Below are 22,550 nucleotides of genomic sequence, written 5' to 3' on the forward strand. Positions count from 1 at the left end.
CTCCGGCCTCACCGACGGCCTCCACACCGTCTGCGTCCGCTCCGTGGACGACGCCCAAAACCCCGATGCCTCCCCCGCCTGCTACGAATGGGAAATCGATACCACTCCGCCGGCCGCTCCGGATGCCCAGATGCTGACCCTCACGATGAACCCCCCAATGACCGATGACACGCTGGAGGGCGGACCGAATGCGGTGGAACCGAACGTCTCCGTGGAAATCTATGCGGACGCCCTTCTCACCACGCAGGTGGGTCAGGAACTCTCGCTTCCCGATGGAAGCTTCCCCGCTGCGCCCGTTGGCGACAACGCAAGCGCCGACCTCTACGTCGTCGCCGTGGATGTCGCGGGCAACTATTCCGCCCCCACAGCCATCTCCAACGACATCGACGGGCCGGATACGCAGATCACCGTCTCCCCTCCCGATCCCGACAGCAATCCGAGCCCCACATTCCAGTTCAGTGAGAGCGGCGGACCCGACCCCTCCACACCTCTGACGTTCGAGTGCTCGGAGGATCTTGCGGCCTGGACCACGTGCACTTCCCCCGCCGTCGCAGGACCTTTCGCCGATGGACCGCACAAGTTCGATGTCCGCGCCTTCGATGCGGCGGGCAACGTGACCCTGGCTCCTGCCACGTATTCTTGGACGATCGATTCCGGCCCGCCCGAAACAACGATCGACTCAACTTCCCCCGCGGCCGACCCGACGAATGTGAATTCTCTACTCGTCTACTTCTCCAGCAACGATCCGGGCGCGACGTTTGATTGCGACCTCGACGGTGGAGGCTATGCGCCCTGCACCTCGCCCGAGAGCGAAACGGGTCTCCTCGACGGTAACCATACGGTGTACGTGCGCGCCACCGACACGGCATTGAACACCGACCCCACGCCGGCCACCTACACGTGGACGGTCGACACGATTGCGCCCCCGGTCCCGAACGCCGGCAATATCACGGTCACCATGAACGCCCCGGGGACGAACGACGAGATCTCCGGTTCGGCGGGAGCGGTGGAGGCCAACGCAGAGGTCAAGGTCTACGCCGACGGCCTCCTCACAGCACTCATTACTCAGGACTTTGCACTCGGCGATGGGTCGTTCGGACCCAAGGCGATCGGCGACAACATGGCGGATGGCTCGGACCTCGTCTACGTCGTCGCCGTGGACGCCGCCGGCAACATGAGTTCGGCCACGAGCACGACCAACGACATCACTCCCCCCATCGCACCCACCCTCTCCACCCCGGCGGATGGTGCGTATGTAAACGACACAACCCCAACTCTGGTTTGGTCTTCTCCCGGCGACGCGAACACCCGTGAGGTGCAGATCGCTTCAGACGGCATTTTCACGAGCATCGAGGACAGCGCGACCGGGCTCGGATCGGACCTGTTCGGCACCACCACGCTGGCCGCCGGCACCCACTATTGGCAGGTCCGCGTTCTCGATGCCGCCGGCAACGTCGGCTCCTACGCGGGAGCCTTCAGTTTCAACGTGGATGCCACCCCGCCCTCGGCAGGCACGGTCGCCCCCTCGAATACGGCCACCGCCACACACGTCGGCGGAACGTTCGATATTTCTACGACCTTCAGCGACTCAAACGGCATCACGGGCTGCGAGGACTGCGTTTCCACCGATGGCACGTGCGATACGGAATGGACTGCCGCCACCTGGACTTCCGGCCCGGACACCTGCGACAGCACCGGGCAAACCTGCTCGAATGGTCAATCTCTCACTATCAACATGCGAGCCACAGATTCCGCAGGCAACGTCGGCACGGCCACACCCGTCTCCCGCACCTGCGACACGGCGGGCCCAACAACTTCCGATGACGCACCCGTCGGGTGGCAAGGCGCCGATGTCACCGTCACACTCACCCCATCGGACGCCGGCTCGGGTGTGGCAAGCACTGTCTCCTGCGCGGACGGATCGGACACGTGCTCCCCCGCCACGAGCGGGACCAGCGTCCCTATGGTGTGCAACCCCAACTCCGTGTGCACCCAGTACGTCCGCTACCAATCCACCGACAATCTGGGCAACGTCCAGACCGTCGTCTCGAAAACTATCCAGATCGACCTGGAGAAACCCACCACCACCGACGACGCCCCCGCCGGCTGGCAAACCGCCGACACGAACGTCACCCTCACCCCCGCCGACGGCCTAGGTTCCGGCGTCGCATCCACCAACTACTGCATCGCCGACCCCGCGCCACCTACCATCTCCACCTTCGCAGGCACGGGGACGGGAGGTTTTTCCGGTGACACGGGCGCGGCCACAAGCGCCCAGGTCAGTTTCGTGCTCGGAGATGAGAAAGCGGACCTCGCCGTGGATTCCGCCGGAAACGTCTATGTCGCCGACTCGTCAAACTACCGGGTCCGGAAAATTGCGGCAGGAACCGGCATCATCACCACCGTAGCCGGGAACGGGTCCTCCACCCATTCGGGTGACGGCGGAGCCGCCACGAGCGCGGGCATGGGCGGTTATGTCGAAGGCGTGGCGGTCGATTCGACAGGCAACATCTATCTCTCCAACTGGGGCAGCCACACCGTCCGCAAAGTCGATACCGGCGGAACGATCACGACTTACGCCGGAACGCCGAACACCAGCGGCAATACCGGCGATGGCGGACCGGCTACAAGCGCAACTCTGTACTATCCCAAAGGATTGGCAGTGGACACGGCGGGGAATCTCTTTATCTCGGACTACGGGAACGGCGCGATCCGAAAGGTCGACACGGGCGGAACCATCACAACGGTGGCCAGCGGCATCGGCACCTATGACGTGGCGGTCGATTCCGCGGGAAACCTCTACATCGCCGGAGGCGCCTATGTCTCGAAACGCGACACGGGCGGAACGGTAACGACCTTCGCGGGGAACGGGACCAATGCTTCGACGGGTGACGGCGGACCCGCCACGAGCGCCGGGCTCTACTACGCAAGAGCGGTCACTGTGGATTCCAGTGGAAACGTCTACATCGCCGAATGGTACGGATACAAGATCAGGAAGGTGGACACGTCCGGAACGATTACCACCTACGCGGGTACAGGGAGCCAGGGCTTCTCGGGTGACGGCGGCTCGGCGACGAGCGCAACATTCAGCTATCCCAACGGACTCGACATGGATTCCCAGGGGAACATATACGTGACCGATGCGGGCAACTCCCGCGTGCGCATGCTCAATGGCTCATGCGCGCCCTCCACCTCCGGAACATCCGTCAGCGTCACGTGCCCCGCCTCGAACGTCTGCAAGAAAGCCGTCTGCTACCAAAGCACGGATGCCGTCTCCAACGCCGAATCCACCGTCTGCTCCGGCACGATCCAAATCGACAAGGAACTGCCCACCAGCACGATCTCTGCACCTTCCAATGGCGCCAATCTCGCGGCCCTCATCACAGTCAGCGGCACGGCGGCCGACAACTACCCCACCGGCAGCGGCGTGGACTCGGTCGTGGTCGCCCTCCAGCGCACTTCAGACTCGTACTACTGGGACGGCGCCGCGTGGGCGGTCTCGCAGTCTTGGCTGGCCACCAGCGGCCCCCCCACCGGGTGGAGCCTGGATACCTCCGCGATAACCTGGTCCGACGGCGGCCACACCATCATCGCGAGGGCAACGGACGTCGCCACAAACGCCCAAAGCCCCGACACCAGCATCTCCTTCACGTTCGACGCCGTCGCCCCCTCCGCACCGAACGCCGGAAATCTCATCGTCACCATGAGCGCTCCCGGGGCGCAAGATCAAATTTCCGGAACCACAGGCGCCGTCGAAGCCAACGCCACCGTCAAGGTCTACTCCGACGGTCTCCTCACCGCGCTGCTTGGCCAGACCACAGCGGCGGGCGACGGCAGCTTCACCGCTTTCAACATCGGCGATAACCAAGGCGATGGCTCCGATCTCATCTACGTCGTCGCAGTGGACGCGGCAACCAACGTCAGCAGCGCCACCAGCATGCCCAACGACAAGACGCCTCCAACCGCCTCCATCTCCGGCGAGCCGACGGGCACCAACAACACCACTGTCCTCGCGGTCACGGTCTCTGGCGCCGACGTAACCTTCTACAAGTCCAAGGTCGGCGCCGCGGGTTCCACCGATTGCACCAGTTCATCGGGCTACAGCGCCGAAGTGACTGTCGCCACCAACATTACGGACAACATCTCGGGCGTCGCCGATGGCAGCGTGACCCTCTGCGTCGTGGGCCGCGACGGCGCGGGCAACTACCAGAGCTACGCCTCCGCCACCAGCGCCGGATGGACCAAGGACGCCACAGTTCCTAGCGTCGGCACGACCAATGACGGCACCGGGGCGGATGTGACATGGTGGACCAGCACGACCAATATGGACGCCAACTGGACCGCGGCCACGGATACCGGCGGCAGCGGTGTGGCCTCCTACGATTACAACATCAGTTCGTCCACGGCTTGCACGGGGGATGTTCTTGCAACGGCCAACGTCGGCAACGTGCTGTCCAAGAATTCAACGGGCCTCTCTCTCACCAACGGCAACACCTACAACAACTGCCAACGCCCGATCGACAACGCGGGCAACGTCGGCAGTTGGGCCTACTCGGACGGCGTGACGGTGGACAATACTCTCCCAACGGCTTCGATCACCACCCCTACGAACAGTGGCGCCTACAACTCGCTCACAACCATTTCCGGCACAGCCTCAGATACGGGGAGCGGCGTGCAGGACATGACGATCTGGATCCGACGCCTTTCCGACAGCTACTATTGGAGCGGCAGCGCATGGCAGGTTGCCATCGCCTATCTTGGCGCGACGGGAACGACCTCGTGGAGCTACAACTCTTCCTCCGTAACATGGACGAGCGGCGTCCAATATCAGGTGGAAGGTAACGCACAGGACGTTGCAGGCAACACTCAGAGCCCCACCAGCTCCAACACGTTCACCTTCGACAACTCCGCCCCCACCTTCGGCGGCGTAAGCACCGCCACGGCAACATCCGACACGACGATCGACCTAACGTGGACCGCCGCCACGGACGACGTCTCCGCCGGCGGAAACATCAGCTACGACATCTGCGAATCCACCACGGCGGGGTCCTGCGTCAGCTCGTTCACGGTGAACGCAACCGTCGTCGGCGTGACAACCACCAGCCGCACCGCGCTGAGCGGGGCTACGCGGTACTACTTCGTAGTACGAGCGCGTGACGAAGCCACCAACACCGACACCAACACCGTCGAACAATCCGCCACAACGTGGGGAACCACCGGTCTTGCCCAAGCCGTCGCGGGTGGAGAGGACCACGGATGCGCATTGATGCTGGATGGCACCGTCAGGTGCTGGGGGAGCAACTCGAATGGTCAAGTGGGTGACGGGACCGCGGGGGCGAACCGGTTGACCCCCGTTGCGGTTTCCACGCTGACGGGCGCCGTGGCCGTGGCCGCCGGGCGCTATCACAGTTGCGCCGTCCTATCTGACGGCACCGTCAAGTGCTGGGGGATCAACACTCAGGGTCAGCTAGGGGATGGGACGGTTTCACAGAGGAATACCCCCGTGGCCGTCTCTACCCTCACCAACACCGTGGCCATCGCCTCCGGATACCTCCATATGTGCGCACTGATTTCGGATGGGTCCGTGAATTGCTGGGGAGCAAACAACAACGCCAACCTTGGGGATGGAACGTCGGTGGACAGAACCACCCCGGTGGCGGTCTCCTCGCTGACCGGAATCGTGGGCCTCGGCATGGGAGCCTACCACTCCTGCGCACTCGTGTCCGACGGGACAGTGAGATGCTGGGGAAGCAATTCGTCGGGCGAGATTGGAGACGGCGTGACGAGCGGCCTCAGGATGACCCCCGTGGCGGTTTCCACGCTTTCGACCGCGATTGCCTTGGAAGGCGGCTACGGTCACTCCTGTGCCCTTATCAATGACGGATCCGTCAAGTGTTGGGGACTCAACAGCCTTGGCCAACTTGGAGACGGGACCGGGTCGAACAAAACGACACCGGTGGCTGTTTCAACGCTCACGGGGGCCGTCGCCATAGGGGGCGGTGAGGAAAGGGCTTGCGCGCTCCTCTCGGATGGCACGGTCAGATGTTGGGGCCGCAATGTCAGCGGCGAACTCGGGGATGGCACCACGGTGAACAAGAACACCCCTGTGGCTGTTTCCACGCTTACAAATGCCGTGGCCATGGCCGCCGGGACCTTCTTCAACTGTGCGCTCAGAGCGGATGGAGAGGTGGCATGCTGGGGCAAGAACCAGCTTGGCGACCTTGGGGATGGGACGTCCGTGGATAGGTGGACACCCGTAGCCGTGTCGTTCACGGCCGGCACCATGGGAGTCAGGCTCCCGCGCCTGACCTACGGCACCGCCTCCGGCGCCCCCGCCCGCCCCTTCCGCGAAGGCCTCTCCACCCACCTCGGCAATCACACCTGCTCTCTCATCTCCGATGGAACGGTCAAATGCTGGGGATCCAACGCCTTCGGCCAACTGGGCGACGGAACGACCGCGGACAAGTCGACGCCTGTCCCGGTGACGTCGCTTTCCAGCGTCATCGGGATGACGGGGGGCTCCTCTCACACCTGTTCCCTTCTTTCCGACGGCACGGTGAAATGCTGGGGACGGAATAACCTCGGTCAGCTTGGGGACGGGACGACCGCGAACAAGACGACCCCCGTCAGTCTGTCCGCGCTGAGCGCGGCTGTCGCCGTAGCGGGGGGCGGCGATCACACCTGTGCACTTCTTTCCGACGGCACGGTGAAATGCTGGGGGCGCAATGTCTACGGTCAGCTTGGGGACGGGACGACCGCGAACAAGACGACCCCCGTCAGTGTGTCCGCGCTGAGCGCGGCTGTCGCCGTAGCGGGGGGCGGCGATCACACCTGTGCACTTGCATCGGGTGGAACGGTCAACTGCTGGGGTTCTAATGGCTCTGGTCAACTGGGAGACGGAACGGGTGCGGGAAAGACCACCCCCGTCGCCGTCTCCAGCCTCTCGAGCGTCGTGGCGGTGACCGGGGGCTTTGATCACACCTGCTCTCTCATCTCCGACGGCACGGTGAAATGCTGGGGGTACAATGGCGTCGGTCAGGTTGGGGACGGCACGACCGCGGATAGGTGGACGCCTGTCCCGGTGACGTCGCTTTCGAGCGTCATCGGGATGGCGGGGGGATACTCTCACACCTGTTCCCTTCTTCCCGATGGCACGGTCAAATGCTGGGGGTACAATAGCACCGGTCAGCTTGGGGACGGCACGACCGCCGATCGCCTCACACCCGTCGCCACTTCCTCACTGAGCGGTGTCTTGGCCGTGTCAGGGGGTGAGCAGCACACGTGCGGCCTTTTGTCGAACGGCACGGTCAAATGCTGGGGATGGAATATTGTTGGTCAACTGGGGGATGGGACCACCGCCAACAAATCCACCCCCGTCCCGGTAACCAATCTTCCGTAAACCTGCGATCAGACGAGACTTCGTAGGGGACGAGTCTTCGTAGGGGAGCAGCTTTAGCTGCTCCCTCCTCTCGGGAGGACCTAAAGGTCCTCCCCTACAATTCATCCGCCTCGCTGGATAATCGGTGACAGTATACTCTATTTCTATCTTCTCCTGGTAGCCGCGCCCTTTACGGGTGCGTCTGTAGATCCCACGCCTACCCTCACACCACTCTCCCCGCGTCACCCCCATTCCCTTGAGCACCTTGCCCTTGTTCCCCTCTACCGGTAGAATACGGGCATGGCAAAAAAGGGGAACGGGCAAGCAGAAATGACCGAGCTGATGCGCCAGCTCCTTGGCGAGTTCGTTCTGGTCCGAACCGAGATCACTTCGCTTCGGAAAACCGTGGAGGAGCAGGGGCAGATCCTTCGTGAACACGGCCAGATCCTACGCGAACACGGCCAGATCCTACGCGAACACGGCAAGGCACTCGGCGAAATCCGACAGGATATTCGGGACATGAAGGGCGATATGCACGTCATGCAAGGCGACATCCGAACCATGCAGGGCGACATCCGCCAGCTCAATCAGAACATGGCTCAGGTCGCAAAATTTGTGGGCGAGGATCGAGCGCGTCAGGACAAAAGAATCGACGGGATCGAACTCCGCGTCGAAGCCCTCGAACACAAAGCCGCCTGATCCTTCCCAGAATCCGGGCCTTTCAAGGCCCGGAGCGTCACACCCCCACTCACAGCAACGGCCTTCAGGCCGAAAATCCTGAAAAGTTGACCCCGGTCATGCTTTTATGGCAGCTTGGATGACATCCTGACCGCCATGGTGTTCAAGAAGATCCTCGTGCCCGTGGACTTCTCCCGCGGCTCCGTGATGACCGTTTCCAAAGTGTCCGAGTTGGCCAAACAACTCTCCTCCAAGCTCATCCTCCTCTTCGTCGAAATCGATCCCATGGTCGGCATCCCCCAACAAGAACACCTCGCCGAGATCGGCCCCCCCCTCCGGATCGCGATGGACAAGTTCGAACACACCTACCAGGAACGGCTCAAGAAGACCTACGATCCCCAAGTGAAGGGCGTCGAGACGGAGTTCCTGGTGGTGAGAGGAAACCCGGCCATGGAGATCGCACAGCAGGCCGAGAAGCTGGGAGCAGACATCATTATCATGCCTCTCCGAAGCTCCACGCTCTTCAAGAAGCTCGTCCTGGGCAGCACCACGGACCACGTTCTCAAAACCGCACCCTGCCCGGTCCTGGTTCTCCCCCCGCCACCCGTTGTTCTCTCATAGGCTGAAAGCTGACGGCTGATGACTGAAAGCTCCCCAGAAACCAAAGGCATCCGCACAGTCACCGACGGTACCGGCGCCGCCGTCTGGGTCGAAACACAAATCTGCGATGGCGCCGCCGCCTACCCCATCACCCCCTCCTCCAACATGGGTGAGGGCTTCCAACGCGCGGTGGCCGACGGAAAAATCAATCTCTGGGGCGAGAAACTCTACTTCATGGAACCCGAATCGGAACACTCCTCCGCCTCCGTGTGCGAAGGCTTCGCCGCCGCCGGCGGCCGCGTGGTCAACTTCACCTCGGGCCAGGGACTCATCCTCATGAAAGAAGTCCTCTACACAATCGTCGGCAAGCGACTCCCCGTCGTTTTCCATATCGCGTCCCGTCCCATGACCGTCCACGCCCTCAACGTCCACTGCGGACACGACGACGTGATGGGTGTAACGGACGTCGGCTGGGGCATCGTCTTCGCGCGGAACGTCCAAGAGGTGGCCGACCTCGCCCTGATCGCCCGTCGGGCCGCGGAGGATTCCGAAACGCCCTTCCTTGTTGTGCAGGACGGCTTCCTGACCAGCCACACACTGGAAACCATCCATCTTCCGGAACCTGAACTCATGCGCGAATTCGTCGGTCACCCGCGCGAACGCGTCCGAAACCTCCTCGATCCCAACCGTGCCCTTCAAGTGGGAGTCGTCCAGAATCAGGATGCCTACATGAAAGGCCGCATCGCCCAACGCATGTTTTCGGACAAAGTCGCCGGAATATTGCAGAAGGCCGTTGAAGCGTACGCCGACAAAACCGGGCGCCGGCTGGGCGCCGTCCACACCTACCGGATGGAGGATGCCGAATACGCCCTCGTAGGCATGGGCTCCCTCACGGAGACGGCTGAAGCCACCGCCGACTTTCTTCGTGAGCGCCGGAATCTGAAGGTCGGTGTGGTGGCCGTGCGCACCTTCCGGCCCTTTCCCTCCAAGGACATCGTTGGAGCGCTGGAGAAAGTCAAAGGCTTTGTGGTCGTCGAAAGAACCGACGAACCTCTTTCCCAATCGAACCCGTTGCTCTCTCAGATCAAGGGAGCGTTTTACGATCAAGCGGTCCTGACCTCGGCAAACGGACGCAAGGCCGCCCTGCCCCACACCCTGTCCGCCTCCGCCGGAATGGGATCGCGCGACGTTCGGCCGGAAGATCTCATCGGGTGCATCGAGCAGCTTCGGGAACAGTCCGACCCCCGGCAAGGTCATCCCGAACCGCTCACCACCCGCGCCCTCGGGATCCTGCACACCGATTCCGTGAAACGCGGCGATCTCCTGGATCTCCATCCCGCCGGCTCGTTCCGGCTCCGAGGTCACTCCGTCGGCGGCTACGGATCGATCACGACCAACAAGATCATCGCCACCATCGTAAGCGAAGTCTTCAACCTCTGTGTCCAGGCGTACCCGCGATACGGAGGCGAAAAGAAGGGCCTCCCCACGAATTACTACCTCGTCGCCGCCAAGGAACCCGTCCGTATCCATTCCGAACTCAAACACGTCGATTTCGTGGCGCTCAACGATGCCGCCGCGTTTCACACGTCGAATCCAATGGCCGGTCTCCGACCGCAAGGAACGATCTTCATGCACACGGACATCGAAAACCCGGAGCAGGTCTGGGCACAGATCCCCGAAAACGCGCGCCGGAAGATCGCCTCGGACGGCCTCCGCGTTTTGTACCTCGATACCGTCAAACTCGCTCGCGAGACGGCCCCCAGGGCCGACCTCATGCAACGGATGCAGGGAATCGCGCTCATTGGCGTGTTTCTCAAAGTCTGCCCGTTCAAGACCGGTCTCTCGGAAGACGAACTCTTCGCGCAGACCGAGAAGGCACTCTCGAAATATGTGGGCAAACGAGGCGCGGAAGTGGTGAAGGCCAACATGCTGGCCATCCGCCGGGCCTATGCCGAGGTTCACACGCTCCCGCTCCCGGAAGCCAAGGCCGCCGTGGCGTAAGGGAAAGAACCATGCAGGACGTAATCGACCTCGAATACTTTCACAACGAAGTCATGACCGCCTACGGCGAAGGCCGCGGGGACGACGAACTTCCCGCCGAAACCGCCCTCGCACGGAGCATCGTCCCTCCCGCCACGGGCGAACTCCGCGATTTCTCCTACATTGCGCCCGACATTCCGATTCTCGATCCCGCCAAGTGCATCGGGTGCATGGAATGCGTGGCTGAATGCCCGGATACCGCCATTCTTGCCCGCGTATCCCCCGAGAACGTCTACAACGACATCATCCGCAATCTCCACGCTCCGTCAGACGCTGAGAGCATCAAATCCCGATCGGTCACAACCACGAAATACGGAAAGGTCATGGCCAAGAAGGGGAAACCGCCGGGCCAATTCGTCCTCTGGGTCGATCCCACCAAGTGCAAGGGATGCGGCGAATGCGTTGAAGTCTGCGGCACGAACTACGCCCTCACCATGGTCAAAAAAACGCCCCCCATGCTGGAAGAACACCGGCGCGCCAACCTTCTAATCCGGGATCGATTCCCCGATACGCCGGAGGACTACGTCAACGAGAAGACGCTGGCCGACATGATGCTCGTTCAGAAAGGGCTCGCGTACGTGGGCGGCGCCGGATCCTGCATGGGATGCGGCGAAGCAACGGCCATTCGCATGATGACGTCGGCCACAACCTTCGTGTACGGCGAGCGGTCGATGTGCGTCGTCGCGGCCACGGGATGCAATACCGTCTTCGGCTCCACCTTTCCCTACAATCCTTACAAAGTGAGTTGGATCAACTCCCTGTTCGAGAATTGCGCCACGGTGGCCATCGGTGTGCGTGGAATGTACGACCGCCTCGGGTTCAAGCGCCACCGAATTTGGGCGCTGGGCGGCGATGGAGCCATGGCCGACATCGGCTTCCAAGCCCTCTCCCGAATGCTCACCACGGGACAGGACATCAAGTGCATGATCGTGGATACGCAGGTCTACTCCAATACCGGCGGCCAGGCCTCATCACAAACCTTCATCGGACAGGATGCCAAGATGTCCGCGTTCGGCCGCGAGATCGGAGGCAAGACCGAGCGGAAAAAAGAACTCGGCACCATCCTCATGATGCATCCGGACGTCTACGTCGCTCAAACCACTCCCGCCCACATCACTCACTTTTATCGATCCATCCTGGCCGCCAACGAGTACGCCGGACCGGCCGTCGTGATCGCCTACGCCGCCTGCCAAGTCGAACACGGAATCGGCGATGAAGCCGCCTTCCGACAGGCGAAACTCGCGACCGACTCGCGCGCCTTCCCGCTCTTCACGTACGACCCCCGCCGAGGATCCTCGATGAAAGAACGGCTGTCTCTCCAAGGCAATCGGTCGATTGAGGGTGATTGGGTCACCGGAAAAGACGGCAAGGAAATCAAGTTCGTCGATTGGGCCCGGTCGGAGGGCCGCTTCGCCAAACATTTCGGAGCAAACGGTGAACCGTCGGAAACCGTTCTCAAGGCTCAGGAAGATCGCCTCCGATACTGGAAGCTTCTCAAAGAACTCGCCGGAGCGGCGTAGTCGCATCGTCCTTCGCCCCGCTGAGCGGGGCCTCACTCGCAATGACGTTCGCGGGTCATTGCGAGGCGGATCCCCGCCGTGCGGCGGGGATGCCGTGGCAATCTCATGGATCCCATCCGGCCTTGACTCACCCCCGCCCGAATTCCACCCGCAACTCCTTCTGCCTCGCATCATGAAGAATCTGGACGGGTCCCCGAATCGCCCGGTCGACCAGAAGGGACTGCCCCCTACACTCGAATTCCACCCCTGGATGAATGACCTGGGCCACCCACACGCGGGCCTCGCGTGCGCGCTGTAACTTCTCGCTCCATGCCGCCGCCCTCTTCTTCAGCGCCGCTCCCTGCTCCTTCAGTTTCTCGATCTCGAAATACCACCCGGTCATCGCCTCAGCCTCTTCCGGTGAGAGTGTGCGCTTGTGCGCCACGTGGTAGTCGATGTTGTGCTGGATCTCCTCCACCTTTGCATTGTGGGCATCGATCTTCCTGCTGACCTCATGAAGCTTTTCCTCGGTCAAGGGATCGGCGCCGAAGGTCATCTGCGTGCGCGTCCCTCGCGGATTTCCCATGGAAAAGATCTCCGCGCCTTGGCCCACGGTTGCGCGGCCTCCAATCAAGGCCCCCCGCTTCAACTCCAACCGTCCTGATACCACAAGCTCGGAACCCGAGGAGTTTCCCAGGATGATCACGTTCTCCCCGGCCTCAATCCGGGCCGAGATCAATTCTCTCGCCAGAACCGTGCGCCCGGCGTGGACGAGTCTGCCTCCAGACCCCGCCGCAACCACCCCATGAACGAAAAGATCACCTTCTGTCACCACTTCATTGCCTTCGAGGGAACCCAGGACTTCGATCCCGAGGGCCGATCTCAGGAGCGGCAATCCCACGGCATCGCCCGCGATCAGCATCCAGCCGGGAGCGGCTGCTTCCTTTGACCGCTCGACCTCTCCCGGCATGAGCCGGAGCGTCGCCACAACAAACAACCGCCTCCCGGTAACGTGCAGAGTGCCCGCCCGATCCGCAACAATGACTCCGCCTCCACTCACCTTGGCCCCGGCCCCAATCAGTATCTCCGCCGCATGACCATCCGCGGCAGGCAAGGTCTTCCCATAGATATCCACTCCGGCCTTCCCCAGGGTTGGAGGATGCATTCGGACAAGAGGGTCTCCCTCTTTCACCCATTTGCACAACGGGGCATCTCCCAATTCATGCTTGCCGGAGCGCACCTCCTCCAGAAGGGTTTCCGGATTGGGAACGATCCACTCGACTTCGCCATCTCGTCCCGGAACGGGCGTTCGGCCCATGCACAGCGGGATTCGGCCACCCCGCCTCCATTGATCCCTACGTTCCAGAAGCGCCGCGAGAGACTCGCGCGTCATCCCGGTGAGTCCGGCCTCCTTTTGCACATAGCCAACCACCTCATCCAGGGCGGTTTCGGCAAGGCCATCGGGGGAAAGGATGACCAGGGAAGCTCCCATGAAGTCGTCCGACACTTCGACTTGGACGATCTTCTCAATCTCCATCGGGACATTCCACGGGTTGCCTCATGGCAAGACGCACCCGTAAAGGGTGCGACTACCAGGAATCAGCCCCTCCGGTAGCTGCGGGCCATGGTCCTTGCCGGCCCTTCCTGGGCGCGGCGACATTGCATGGTCCCATGCCCTCCGTGGCATGGGGCTTTAGCCCGCGTCCGTAGGACCGGTGCAAGCCCCCCCCTACTTCTTCCCATCCACTTCAAACGCCACGCGGAGATTGAAGCCGCCCAGATCGCTCGAGAACGGGATGTCCAGCCAGCGCGTCAGAGAGTTGTACGACACTTTGAAATTCTGGCCGGTAATGACCGTCGGAAGTCCCAGCACAAACTGCGCGCCCGTCCCTTCGTGGAGCCTGGCCTTCGCACCCCCGGCTATGATGTTCACCATTTCCGCCATCGCGTCCACCGCCGAATCGTCGATCTCCGGGGATTCCATCCCGCTGAACCGATGAACAGCGGACAGTGCCGTGGTCTTCGGAAACGTCAGGGCCACCGTGCCTTTCGCAGGCCCCGTGAGGCCGATGAGGGCCATGACGTCGGAATCCTCGGCCACCCTCGATGGGTCGGATAGGCTGGGCAGCCCCCGTGTCACGCTGCACCTCAGCATCGTGTCGAATAGATCCTTCACGCTTTCCACGAAAGGATTGATGTATTCCGCCTTCAGATCGGCTTTCCTAAACATTCGAAGCCGCCCCCTGCCCGTTGGGCCCGCCCAAGATCTCCTTCACCTTTTGCTTGAAGGTGTCGGGCGTGAACGGTTTGGCCACATATCCATTCACTCCGGCCTTCAAGGCGGCCACGATACTCGGCCGGTCGGCGTTGCTTGTCACCATGACGACCTTGAGTCCTTTCAGGGCCGGCACACTCCGGATCTTCTGCACAAATGTGAGGCCATCCATGTTCGGCATGTTCCAGTCTATGACGATGAGATCGAAGGCAAAGTTCCCTTCCCTCATCTTCTGAATGGCCTCCACACCGTCACCGGCCTCCACAAACGCGTCGAAGCCGAGCGTTTCCAACGCGCCCTTCTGGATTTTTCGCATCGTCGCTGAATCATCCACCAACAGCGCTTTCATGACTCTCGTCTCCTTTCCATGCCTGGACCGTCGTTCATTTCCTGCCGGATTCGAATTTCCGCCGTGAACGGACCGAGATCGCTGTCGAAACGGACCACCTTCCCCTGAGTATCCCGTCGGCCCGCGATGGAATGGACCCCGCCCAGGATCACCTGGGGAATCGACATGCTCATGGCGATCCCCCCGGAACGGAGCAGGGCAAGGGCGCGACCCACAATGATGTTGGCGATCTCGCACACACCATCCGCGCCATCCGGCATCATCTCGCGCACCTCGCTCCCGAGAAATCGGGAGATCACGCGGAGGGCTGTCGCCCGTTCGAAACTCAAAACAAAGGATCCTGCCGCGGCCGTCCCCCCTAATCCCACAATCGCCGATACATCGGCCTTCGGCCGCGGGGCGTCCGTCTCTAGAACACAGGCATTCACCGCAAGTCCCAACATGGTCCGGAAAAGCTCCTCCGTCCCATCGATGAAACAGGCCGCATAAATGGCATCCAAGCCGTTTTCGCTCATGCCCTCACCCCCCCCCCTAGAGCCGCAAGACTGATGGCCGTGGTTTCATCCGCCGTGAACAGGGCTTCCAGCCGGAGAATGAAGATGACCTCTTCCGATGCCCGCGCAATGCCCGTGACCAATGTGGCGGAGCCGGACCGCAAAATTCCCGGCGGGGGCGCTTCAACGTCCTCCGAAGCCACCCTCACCACGTGGAAGACTTGATCCACAAGCAGGGCCACGGTCTGTTCCCCCACTTCGGCCAACACCCCCTTGAGGCAGGCGATCCCCCCCTCCGAGGTGGGTCGGGCCAAGCCCAGCCTTTTCGTGAGGTCCACGGCAGGAAGGATGCGGCCCCGAACGTCGATCACACCCTCCAGAAAAAGTGGCGCCTGCGGCACCGCTCTGATGCGATGGACCTCCACGATCTCTCGCACACGCCCGACATCAATTCCGAACACCTCACCGCCTGCCAAAAACGTCACCAGGCGGGTCACGGCGTGCGCGGCGACCTGACGCCCCTTGGCTCTTCCCGAGGAGAGCTTGGCCGAGAGCACGGATTCCGTCATGGTGCCGTCCCCCCGATCTTCGATCCCCGATCGAGCAGGGGGTTCAACGCGGCTTCGATCTCTTTGACCGACGTGGGCTTCGTGAGATACCCGTCCGCTCCTGCCTGAAAGCCCCGAACCTTGTCCGGTGGCTGCGAGAGGGTGGAGAGAATGATGACCGGCGTCATCGCGTGCGCCGGCAGGGAACGAATTCGGCGCGTGAGGTCGTATCCATTCATGCCGGGCATTTCCACATCCACCGTAATCGCCACGTAGCGGCCGGATTCGATCTTCCCCACGGCTTCGTCCCCCGACGCCGCTTCGTCCGTGTCGTGCCCCGCGGAGCGCAGCATGTCGCACAGTTCCCTCCGGAAGACCGCAGAATCATCGACGACCAGAATCCGTGGTCCACCCCCACCCCTTCCCTCCATCATCGATGGGGAGGGGCTTCCTGACGACCCCTTCTCCCCCTGTCCGCCGCTGCGGACCTGCGGCTGGAGGGCGGGCTGGGAGGTTTCGCTGATAAAGGGCATCAGGTCTTGGAGATTGAGAATAAGGAGTGCCTGCCCATCGCCCAGGATCGTGGCGCCGGCCACGCCGCGAACCTTCTCCAGGAGAGATCCCATGCTCTTCATCACGACCTTCTCCTTCCCGAGCAGCTCCTCCACACCGACGAGCAAATACCGGTTCCCGATCCGGGTGATGAGCGCGGGGAAAGTTCGTGTATCGGGTTCCGCACCCGACCGGAGCCCGAGAAGCCTGTGTAGAGGAGCGAAGGGAACGGGTTTGCCGCGCACCTCGATGACCTCCTGCCGACCGGCCCGATGAATCTCATCCGTCGACACCAATCGGGTCTCCTGTACGTAGGACAACGGGATGGCGAACATTCTCCCGGCGCTTCGTACCATCAGCACTTCCATGGCGCCGAGGGAAACAGGAAGCGACAGGGTGACCAACGTCCCCACCCCCACTTCCGTCTCGATGCCGACGGCCCCCCGGAGCGCCGCCACGGCGGACTTGACGACATCCATCCCCACCCCGCGGCCCGAAAGATCGCTCACCTGATCCCGCGTCGAGAATCCCGGCGCGAAAAGAAACTCCATCACTTCAGCCGCATCCAGATGCGCCGCCTCGGCCGCGGACACCAGCTTTCGTTCAATGGCCTTGGACCGCACGCGCTCCGCATCGATGCCCCCTCCGTCGTCCGCCACGCGAACGAGGATTTTCTCTCCTTCCTGGAGGGCGGAAATCTCGATGGTGCCCTCCGGCGGCTTCCCGGAGCGACCCCGCGCGTCCGGCATCTCGATTCCATGATCGATCGCGTTCCTCACAAGGTGGAGTAAGGGGTCCAGAAGGCTGTCCACAATCTGCTTGTCCACTTCCACGTCCTCACCGGAAACGACCAGATTCACCTGCTTCCCAACCTCGCGGGCGATGTCCCTCACCAGCCTCGGGAATCGATTGAAAGCCTGGGCGAGCGGGACCATCCGGATTCGGTTCACCGCCTTCTGGAGCTCCTCGACCACACGGTCCAGTCGCTCCTGCCCTTCCGCCAGATGGGCCACCACCGTCTGGAGCTTCCCCGCTGATCCCGTGCCCACGCCCACGCCGCCTGCCCCGCTTCCCTGGCCGCGGAGGTCTTGCTGAAGCTCCCGCACAAGCTGGCGAACCCCGCTGTGCCCGATGAGAAGCTCCCCGGAGAGACTCATCAGCCGATCCACTCGCTGACTGCCGACACGCAGAACCGCTTCTTCCATCACCACCCGTGCAGCCGTCTGACTTCCACCGGCGCCGGCATTGGCCTCAGGTAGGGGCGAGGCATGCCTCGCCCCCGCGACCGCGGCTTTCAATTCCGTGTCGGCGCGGGACAGATTGTGGTCGGCCCCCTCCCCCTTCAGCCCCGCCTCCATCAGCATCACCGCGTCTTCAATGGACCGCATGTCATACTTGAAAACCTTGTCGTCACGCACCCTGCGCAAGATGTCTTGCATACGATCGAGTGCCTCCAAGAGCGCGGTCACCGCGGATGCCGTCACCCGGGCCTCGCCTTTGCGGATTCGATCGAGCAGTTCTTCCATCCGGTGCGACAGCTTCTGAAGCGGGGACAGACGGAGCATGCCCGAATTGCCTTTGATCGTATGCGCGTAGCGGAATATCTCGTTCAGGATCTCCGCTGACTGGTCGTGCTCCAACCGAAGAAGGCGGTGTTCGAGCCGGGTGAGCATGTCCTCCGTCTCCGCCACGAAATCGTCGACCACGCTCCCATGGTCCTCGGCCTTCCATTCGAATTCAAATTCGGAGGCCGCCCCCTGCGCTCCTCCCGTCTTGATCTCCGCTTCAAACTCGGCCGCGAACAACTCAAGATCCAACTCCGCCTCGATCCCCGTCCAGTCGGCCGTGGTACTGCCCGGATCCCGTGACCCCGATCGCACCGCATCGGCCAGGTCGAACACGCGCGCGATCAACCCCTGGCCTCTTTCATCCAGCCGCCCACCGGACACGACTCGCTCGAACTTGTCCACGAGAGCCGTCGGCACCCCGGCCACCACGCGCAAGGCCCTGGCCCTCTCGACCAGCTTCTCCCTCAGCCCTTTGTCGTTGTCCATCACGATGCCGATCCTGGATTCATGTGATCATGGAGTCATGGGGCCATGGATTCATCTCCAGATCTCCACATGACCACATGACAACATCCCCACATCAAGCAAGATCCCCCGCCCCCATCCGGGCAAGCCAGCGAAAGGTTCCCATGCTGCCCACAACGGTCAGCCGAACAGGGCGAATCGAATCCCGAAATCGCTTCAGCGCATCCGCCAACCATCGTTCCGCATAGTCCAGCGTGCTGAGATCGAGCACCACCGAATCGTTTGGATTCCCTCGGCCTTCGGATCTTGATCCGAGGCCGGCGATCCGTGCCAACTTCCCTTCGATCTCCGTCCTCTGAGCCTGAGGCATGTCATCCGGCCATCGCCCCGAAACGACAATCCGGAGTGGAGATTCCGCCTCGCGGAATTCCAGGGTAGGCGCGCCCCCCTGCGGCGGGAGGTCGGCGGTCAGGAGATCCATTCCGTCGGCGAGGGACGGGGCTCCAACCGGCCGCGGCGGGGTCCCGGGTTCCGGCGACTCGCGTCGCAATGCCGCGCGTTCCTTCATGAGATCTTCCAGCGCCGCCAGGGCAAATCCGGCGCGAATCCCCATGTCTCCACCGATCGCCGTCCCCGAAGCGGAGCGGAGCGGGGCGGCGCGGCTCTGTGGGGTCAAGGCTTTACTTGACACATTTAGCGCGCTTCTATTGTGTCGGCAGGGTTGAGGCGAGCCGCTCCCGTTCGCAACCCCCGCCGATTCAAGACTTGACCCCACGCGAAACAACTCCCGTTGGGGGCTGCGGCCCATCCAGTCGCGGATGCGTGGATTCGATGAGGGACGGGTGGTCAAGCCCACCCCGCGCTTCGCGAGGTCCCGCGCAAAATCGACCAGGATCTTCAGGTACGGCTCCTCGGCAAATCGAAGTCCGTCCAAGTCGAGCGTCATTCGAGCCCGAAGCCCCCCCCCTCCGGCGGGCAAGAGGGAGTTCATCCATCGATCCCGTTTCTCAAATATTCTCTGTGAAAGAGTTTCGGGCGTGGTGTTCGAGGACAATACGCCGGCGAGCACGAGGGAGGCGGACGGCAGCTCGCTGCCTGCGGCCGGACGAGTCGACATGAAGATCAGCGGAATACCCCCTTCCTCGATCAGGAGCCGACGGTTGTCATCCAGCGCAATCTCCGCCTGGGCCGCGCGGCGGTCGGGCGTCCACCGCACGTAGTATACCACCCCGTTCTGCTCGCGCAGATCGAGGTAGTGCGATTGGTGAACCAGCGATTCGGCGTACCCGCAGAAAAGCACCGCCCCGATCTTCATGGATTGGACGAGATTGTCGAGGACGACCTGTTTGTGGGGATCGTCGAAGTAGATGAGTACGTTCCGGCAGAAGACGATTTCGAACGGACCGCCCAGAGCATCCGACATCAAGTTCTTCCGCTCGAATCGGCACAGTTTTCGAATCGGCTCGGCCACCTGCCACTTCTGTCCCGTACCATTCGTGCTCCCGAGAGCCGTGGACTTCGCTCCCGAGCCGACCTCCAGCAGATGTCGGCCCGTCACACCCGGAGGGAGCACCGCCCGACTCACCGACCAGCCTGGGTATATTCCCCCGCGAGCCACCTCCAGCGCTCCTCCATCGATGTCGGCGCCAACCACTTGGATGCTTCCAGGGCGAACCCATGGGAAAGCATCCGACAGGACCATCGCCACGGTATAGACCTCCTCCCCCGTGGAACATCCCGCGCAGAGGGCCCGCAGGGGATTCAGTTCGGACGGGGCCGAACGCTTATCGAGCCATGAACGGAGCAGCCCGAACTGCTCAGCGTGGCGGAAGAAGTGGGTCTCGTTGACCGTAAGCGTCTGCGTGAGCGCCGCCAGCTCGCGGCTCCCGAGGGGGCCTCTCAGGTGGAGAAGATATTCAGCGGCCGATCGGTATTCCAGCTGGGCCATTCGTTCCTTAACGCCCATTTCAATCCGGAACGCCTTTTTTCCCTTGAGCGTAAATCCCGCCGACTCGGCCACGAGGCCGGCGATTTCCCCGATCACGGGATCGGTCCAAGCCGTTCCATTCGGCTCCTGGACTTCGTCAATCATGGCGTTTCCCCGGTTTCCCCCCGGAGTCGCAGAAACATCTCGGCCCCGATCACGGCCTCCACGTCGATCAGTGTTAGCGGTCGCGTTTCATGAAGGCACACTCCCTGTATGTATTTCCTCTCAATCGCGCCCACCTCCGGAGCCGTGTCGATCGAGTCGGTGGTTATCGTGGCCACATCCAGAACCTGGTCCACCGAAAAGGCCGCTTCTACACGGCGTCCGTTCTTGACGGATTCCACCATCAGCATGGACCGCATGGCCGCACCCCCAGGGTAGCCGCAAGCTTCAGCTTGCGTCTTTACCGAGGACGCACCCATAAAGGGTGCGCCTACCAAGGATGGGTCCTCGCCGTAGCCGCGGGCTTCAGCCTGTGTCCGAGTTGATCCCTCGCACCCGGGAGATCCCAACCCCAGGAACTCCGCCAAATCCAAGACCGCAATCAGCGACCCCCGCAGATTGACCACTCCGAGAATACAGTCGGGCGCGCGAAAAAGCGGCGTGATGGGAAGCGGATTGACGATTTCCCTGACCCGCTGCACCGCCACCCCGAAATGCTGACCTCCCATCCGGAATACAACTATTCTGGAAGCGGCCATGGCAGGCCCGGAGCGTGGATCGCCCTGCGAAGCCGGGCTCAATGCGGCGGGTGGTGGCTCGTTCATCGCGGTCATCCTCCGTCCCTCCTCCCATACCAGAACGCCCCGTACGTTGAGATGACTGACATCACCAAATGGACGCTGACTCCGCTCAGCATGTAATCATGACATGCCCGGCACAATTCCGCCCGCGTCCCCAAATCACAACTTGAACTGCTTCATGCGATGGACTAATTCCGCGCCCAGATCGGACAGTTTCCCCGCCTCCGCGTTGAGCTGCTGAAAAGCCGACGCGCTCTCCTGAACCATTCGACTGATCCCCGTCAGCGCGCCCGCCACCTCGTCGCTCGCCTTCGCCTGTTGGTCGGTTGCGACCCGGATTTCCGCCGAGAGCTTGGACGCCTGCGTGGTGCCGGAAAGGATTTCGTCCAGCGCCTTGCCCGCCTGCACGGTCAGCGCCGCGGTCTCGCTCGTGACTTTCGACGTCCGTTCCACCGCCGCCACGTCCTCGATCCGCGCCTGCTGCGTTTGGACCGTGGAGATCGTTTTCGTCGAGACCACCTTGATCTCCGTCGACGCCGATTCGGTCCGCCCCACGGATTCGCCAACGTGGCCCAGCAACTCCGAAAGATTGGACTGCATCTTCCTGAAGACCCTACCCACCTCACCCGCCGAAACACCCTAACACTATGTCACTTCTGATTGCCCGTTCCAGGAGCGGAGTACCATGATCCCGGCCACCAATTGTGCCTGATTGGAAGATTAGGTTGAAACCCTATTCCCGAAGGGTGCGTTACCGTCTCGGTCTTCCGCCGATAGGGGCGGGTGGCAGGCCCCCTCCGAGCAACTCCAGGGTCACGGCAGGGTTGAGGGTAAGTCTCACGTAAGACCTGAACTCGTGCGAATCATGTCGGTTCACCCCCACCCTGACCCTCCCCCGTCGGCCTACTCCGCCGACCTTCCTTCGCCCGCCGAAGCGGGCTTCGCGAAGGCGGGAGCAGCTCCGGCTGCGAAGGCTGGAAGGGGGAGGGGACAATATGGCGCAATTGCAATGGCTTGCCTGATTCCATTCCCTTCCCCCCCCCCCTTGAGGGGGAAGGTAAGGATGGGGGGTTATCATGGCGATATGCAAGAGTTCAGTAAGACGGGCAAGAGCTTTTCCGCTGACTGTTTCAAATCCACGTCCTGCGGATGTTGTAGTTTAGTCAAAATGTCCGTTTTACTGTTGAGTGAAAATGTCCTCCCCTGCGCGTAGCATGGGTGAGGGGGGAGCGGGGGGAGAGGGGGTCCGATTGTTGCGGCGCAGAGTTCGGAGGGGCCGATCCTGACCCGGTTTTTCCGTTTCGAGTAGAATTCGGTGCTTCGGGGTAGAGGCCGCCAAGCGGCCTGGATCTCTTTTGGGGGCTGGGCAAAGCG

The 22,550-nt window shown here is 62.3% G+C and carries 14 protein-coding genes; 5 read left to right on the forward strand and 9 right to left on the reverse strand.

The window, feature by feature from the left end; all coding sequences use genetic code 11:
- The 5 genes from HYT87_19110 to HYT87_19130 all read left to right on the forward strand — a co-directional run.
- Window positions 1-7,399, forward strand: a 7,399-nt coding sequence (locus tag HYT87_19110; GenBank protein ID MBI2061854.1) for a hypothetical protein, incomplete at its 5' end; no start/stop codon positions are given.
- 279 nt (window positions 7,400-7,678) lie between these two features.
- Window positions 7,679-8,077, forward strand: coding sequence for a hypothetical protein (locus HYT87_19115; protein ID MBI2061855.1), 399 nt, complete (start codon window positions 7,679-7,681; stop codon window positions 8,075-8,077).
- Between the two features lie 114 nt (window positions 8,078-8,191).
- The gene (locus HYT87_19120) at window positions 8,192-8,677 is read left to right on the forward strand and encodes a universal stress protein (GenBank protein MBI2061856.1); all 486 of its coding nucleotides are present in this window, start codon (window positions 8,192-8,194) and stop codon (window positions 8,675-8,677) included.
- A gap of 18 nt (window positions 8,678-8,695) precedes the next feature.
- Complete coding sequence (locus HYT87_19125; GenBank protein MBI2061857.1) at window positions 8,696-10,657, forward strand: 2-oxoacid:acceptor oxidoreductase family protein; 1,962 nt, start codon at window positions 8,696-8,698, stop codon at window positions 10,655-10,657.
- A gap of 11 nt (window positions 10,658-10,668) precedes the next feature.
- On the forward strand, window positions 10,669-12,216 hold the full coding sequence (locus tag HYT87_19130) for a 4Fe-4S binding protein (protein ID MBI2061858.1): 1,548 nt from the start codon (window positions 10,669-10,671) through the stop codon (window positions 12,214-12,216).
- Between the two features lie 127 nt (window positions 12,217-12,343).
- Here HYT87_19130 and HYT87_19135 read toward each other — a convergent pair whose 3' ends face one another.
- The 9 genes from HYT87_19135 to HYT87_19175 form a co-directional block, all read right to left on the reverse strand.
- A complete protein-coding gene (locus tag HYT87_19135) occupies window positions 12,344-13,732 on the reverse strand; it encodes a DUF342 domain-containing protein (GenBank protein MBI2061859.1) in 1,389 nt (462 codons plus the stop codon).
- A 192-nt stretch (window positions 13,733-13,924) separates the two neighbouring features.
- Entirely contained in the window at window positions 13,925-14,425 is a 501-nt protein-coding gene (locus tag HYT87_19140) for a chemotaxis protein CheX (protein ID MBI2061860.1), read from the reverse strand.
- Window positions 14,418-14,819, reverse strand: coding sequence for a response regulator (locus HYT87_19145; GenBank protein MBI2061861.1), 402 nt, complete (start codon window positions 14,817-14,819; stop codon window positions 14,418-14,420). Before HYT87_19145 ends, HYT87_19140 begins: the two co-directional genes overlap by 8 nt.
- Window positions 14,816-15,334: a chemotaxis protein CheX gene (locus HYT87_19150; GenBank protein ID MBI2061862.1), complete on the reverse strand. Its 519-nt coding sequence runs from the start codon at window positions 15,332-15,334 to the stop codon at window positions 14,816-14,818. The genes HYT87_19145 and HYT87_19150 overlap by 4 nt, the downstream gene beginning before the upstream one ends.
- Window positions 15,331-15,882: a chemotaxis protein CheW gene (locus tag HYT87_19155; protein ID MBI2061863.1), complete on the reverse strand. Its 552-nt coding sequence runs from the start codon at window positions 15,880-15,882 to the stop codon at window positions 15,331-15,333. Before HYT87_19155 ends, HYT87_19150 begins: the two co-directional genes overlap by 4 nt.
- On the reverse strand, window positions 15,879-18,467 hold the full coding sequence (locus HYT87_19160; GenBank protein ID MBI2061864.1) for a response regulator: 2,589 nt from the start codon (window positions 18,465-18,467) through the stop codon (window positions 15,879-15,881). Before HYT87_19160 ends, HYT87_19155 begins: the two co-directional genes overlap by 4 nt.
- Before the next feature lie 94 nt (window positions 18,468-18,561).
- Window positions 18,562-20,538, reverse strand: coding sequence for a hypothetical protein (locus HYT87_19165; protein ID MBI2061865.1), 1,977 nt, complete (start codon window positions 20,536-20,538; stop codon window positions 18,562-18,564).
- Window positions 20,535-21,200 carry a purine-binding chemotaxis protein CheW gene (locus HYT87_19170; GenBank protein ID MBI2061866.1) on the reverse strand — a complete coding sequence of 222 codons (666 nt, stop codon included), beginning with the start codon at window positions 21,198-21,200 and terminating at the stop codon, window positions 20,535-20,537. The genes HYT87_19165 and HYT87_19170 overlap by 4 nt, the downstream gene beginning before the upstream one ends.
- Before the next feature lie 135 nt (window positions 21,201-21,335).
- A complete protein-coding gene (locus tag HYT87_19175; GenBank protein ID MBI2061867.1) occupies window positions 21,336-21,776 on the reverse strand; it encodes a hypothetical protein in 441 nt (146 codons plus the stop codon).
- Between the last annotated feature and the right edge of the window lie 774 nt (window positions 21,777-22,550).

This window comes from Nitrospirota bacterium (genome assembly GCA_016180645.1).
GTDB lineage: Bacteria > JACPQY01 > JACPQY01 > JACPQY01 > JACPQY01 > JACPAV01.

Bases quoted from the DNA above. Each gene is read 5' to 3' on its own strand.
- HYT87_19115 (MBI2061855.1), top strand. From the start codon at position 7,679: ATGGCAAAAAAGGGGAACGGGCAAGCAGAAATGACCGAGCTGATGCGC.
- HYT87_19125 (MBI2061857.1), top strand. From the start codon at position 8,696: ATGACTGAAAGCTCCCCAGAAACCAAAGGCATCCGCACAGTCACCGAC.
- HYT87_19130 (MBI2061858.1), top strand. From the start codon at position 10,669: ATGCAGGACGTAATCGACCTCGAATACTTTCACAACGAAGTCATGACC.
- HYT87_19135 (MBI2061859.1), bottom strand. From the start codon at position 13,732: ATGGAGATTGAGAAGATCGTCCAAGTCGAAGTGTCGGACGACTTCATG.
- HYT87_19140 (MBI2061860.1), bottom strand. From the start codon at position 14,425: ATGTTTAGGAAAGCCGATCTGAAGGCGGAATACATCAATCCTTTCGTG.
- HYT87_19145 (MBI2061861.1), bottom strand. From the start codon at position 14,819: ATGAAAGCGCTGTTGGTGGATGATTCAGCGACGATGCGAAAAATCCAG.
- HYT87_19150 (MBI2061862.1), bottom strand. From the start codon at position 15,334: ATGAGCGAAAACGGCTTGGATGCCATTTATGCGGCCTGTTTCATCGAT.
- HYT87_19155 (MBI2061863.1), bottom strand. From the start codon at position 15,882: ATGACGGAATCCGTGCTCTCGGCCAAGCTCTCCTCGGGAAGAGCCAAG.
- HYT87_19160 (MBI2061864.1), bottom strand. From the start codon at position 18,467: ATGGACAACGACAAAGGGCTGAGGGAGAAGCTGGTCGAGAGGGCCAGG.
- HYT87_19165 (MBI2061865.1), bottom strand. From the start codon at position 20,538: ATGATTGACGAAGTCCAGGAGCCGAATGGAACGGCTTGGACCGATCCC.
- HYT87_19170 (MBI2061866.1), bottom strand. From the start codon at position 21,200: ATGAACGAGCCACCACCCGCCGCATTGAGCCCGGCTTCGCAGGGCGAT.
- HYT87_19175 (MBI2061867.1), bottom strand. From the start codon at position 21,776: ATGCAGTCCAATCTTTCGGAGTTGCTGGGCCACGTTGGCGAATCCGTG.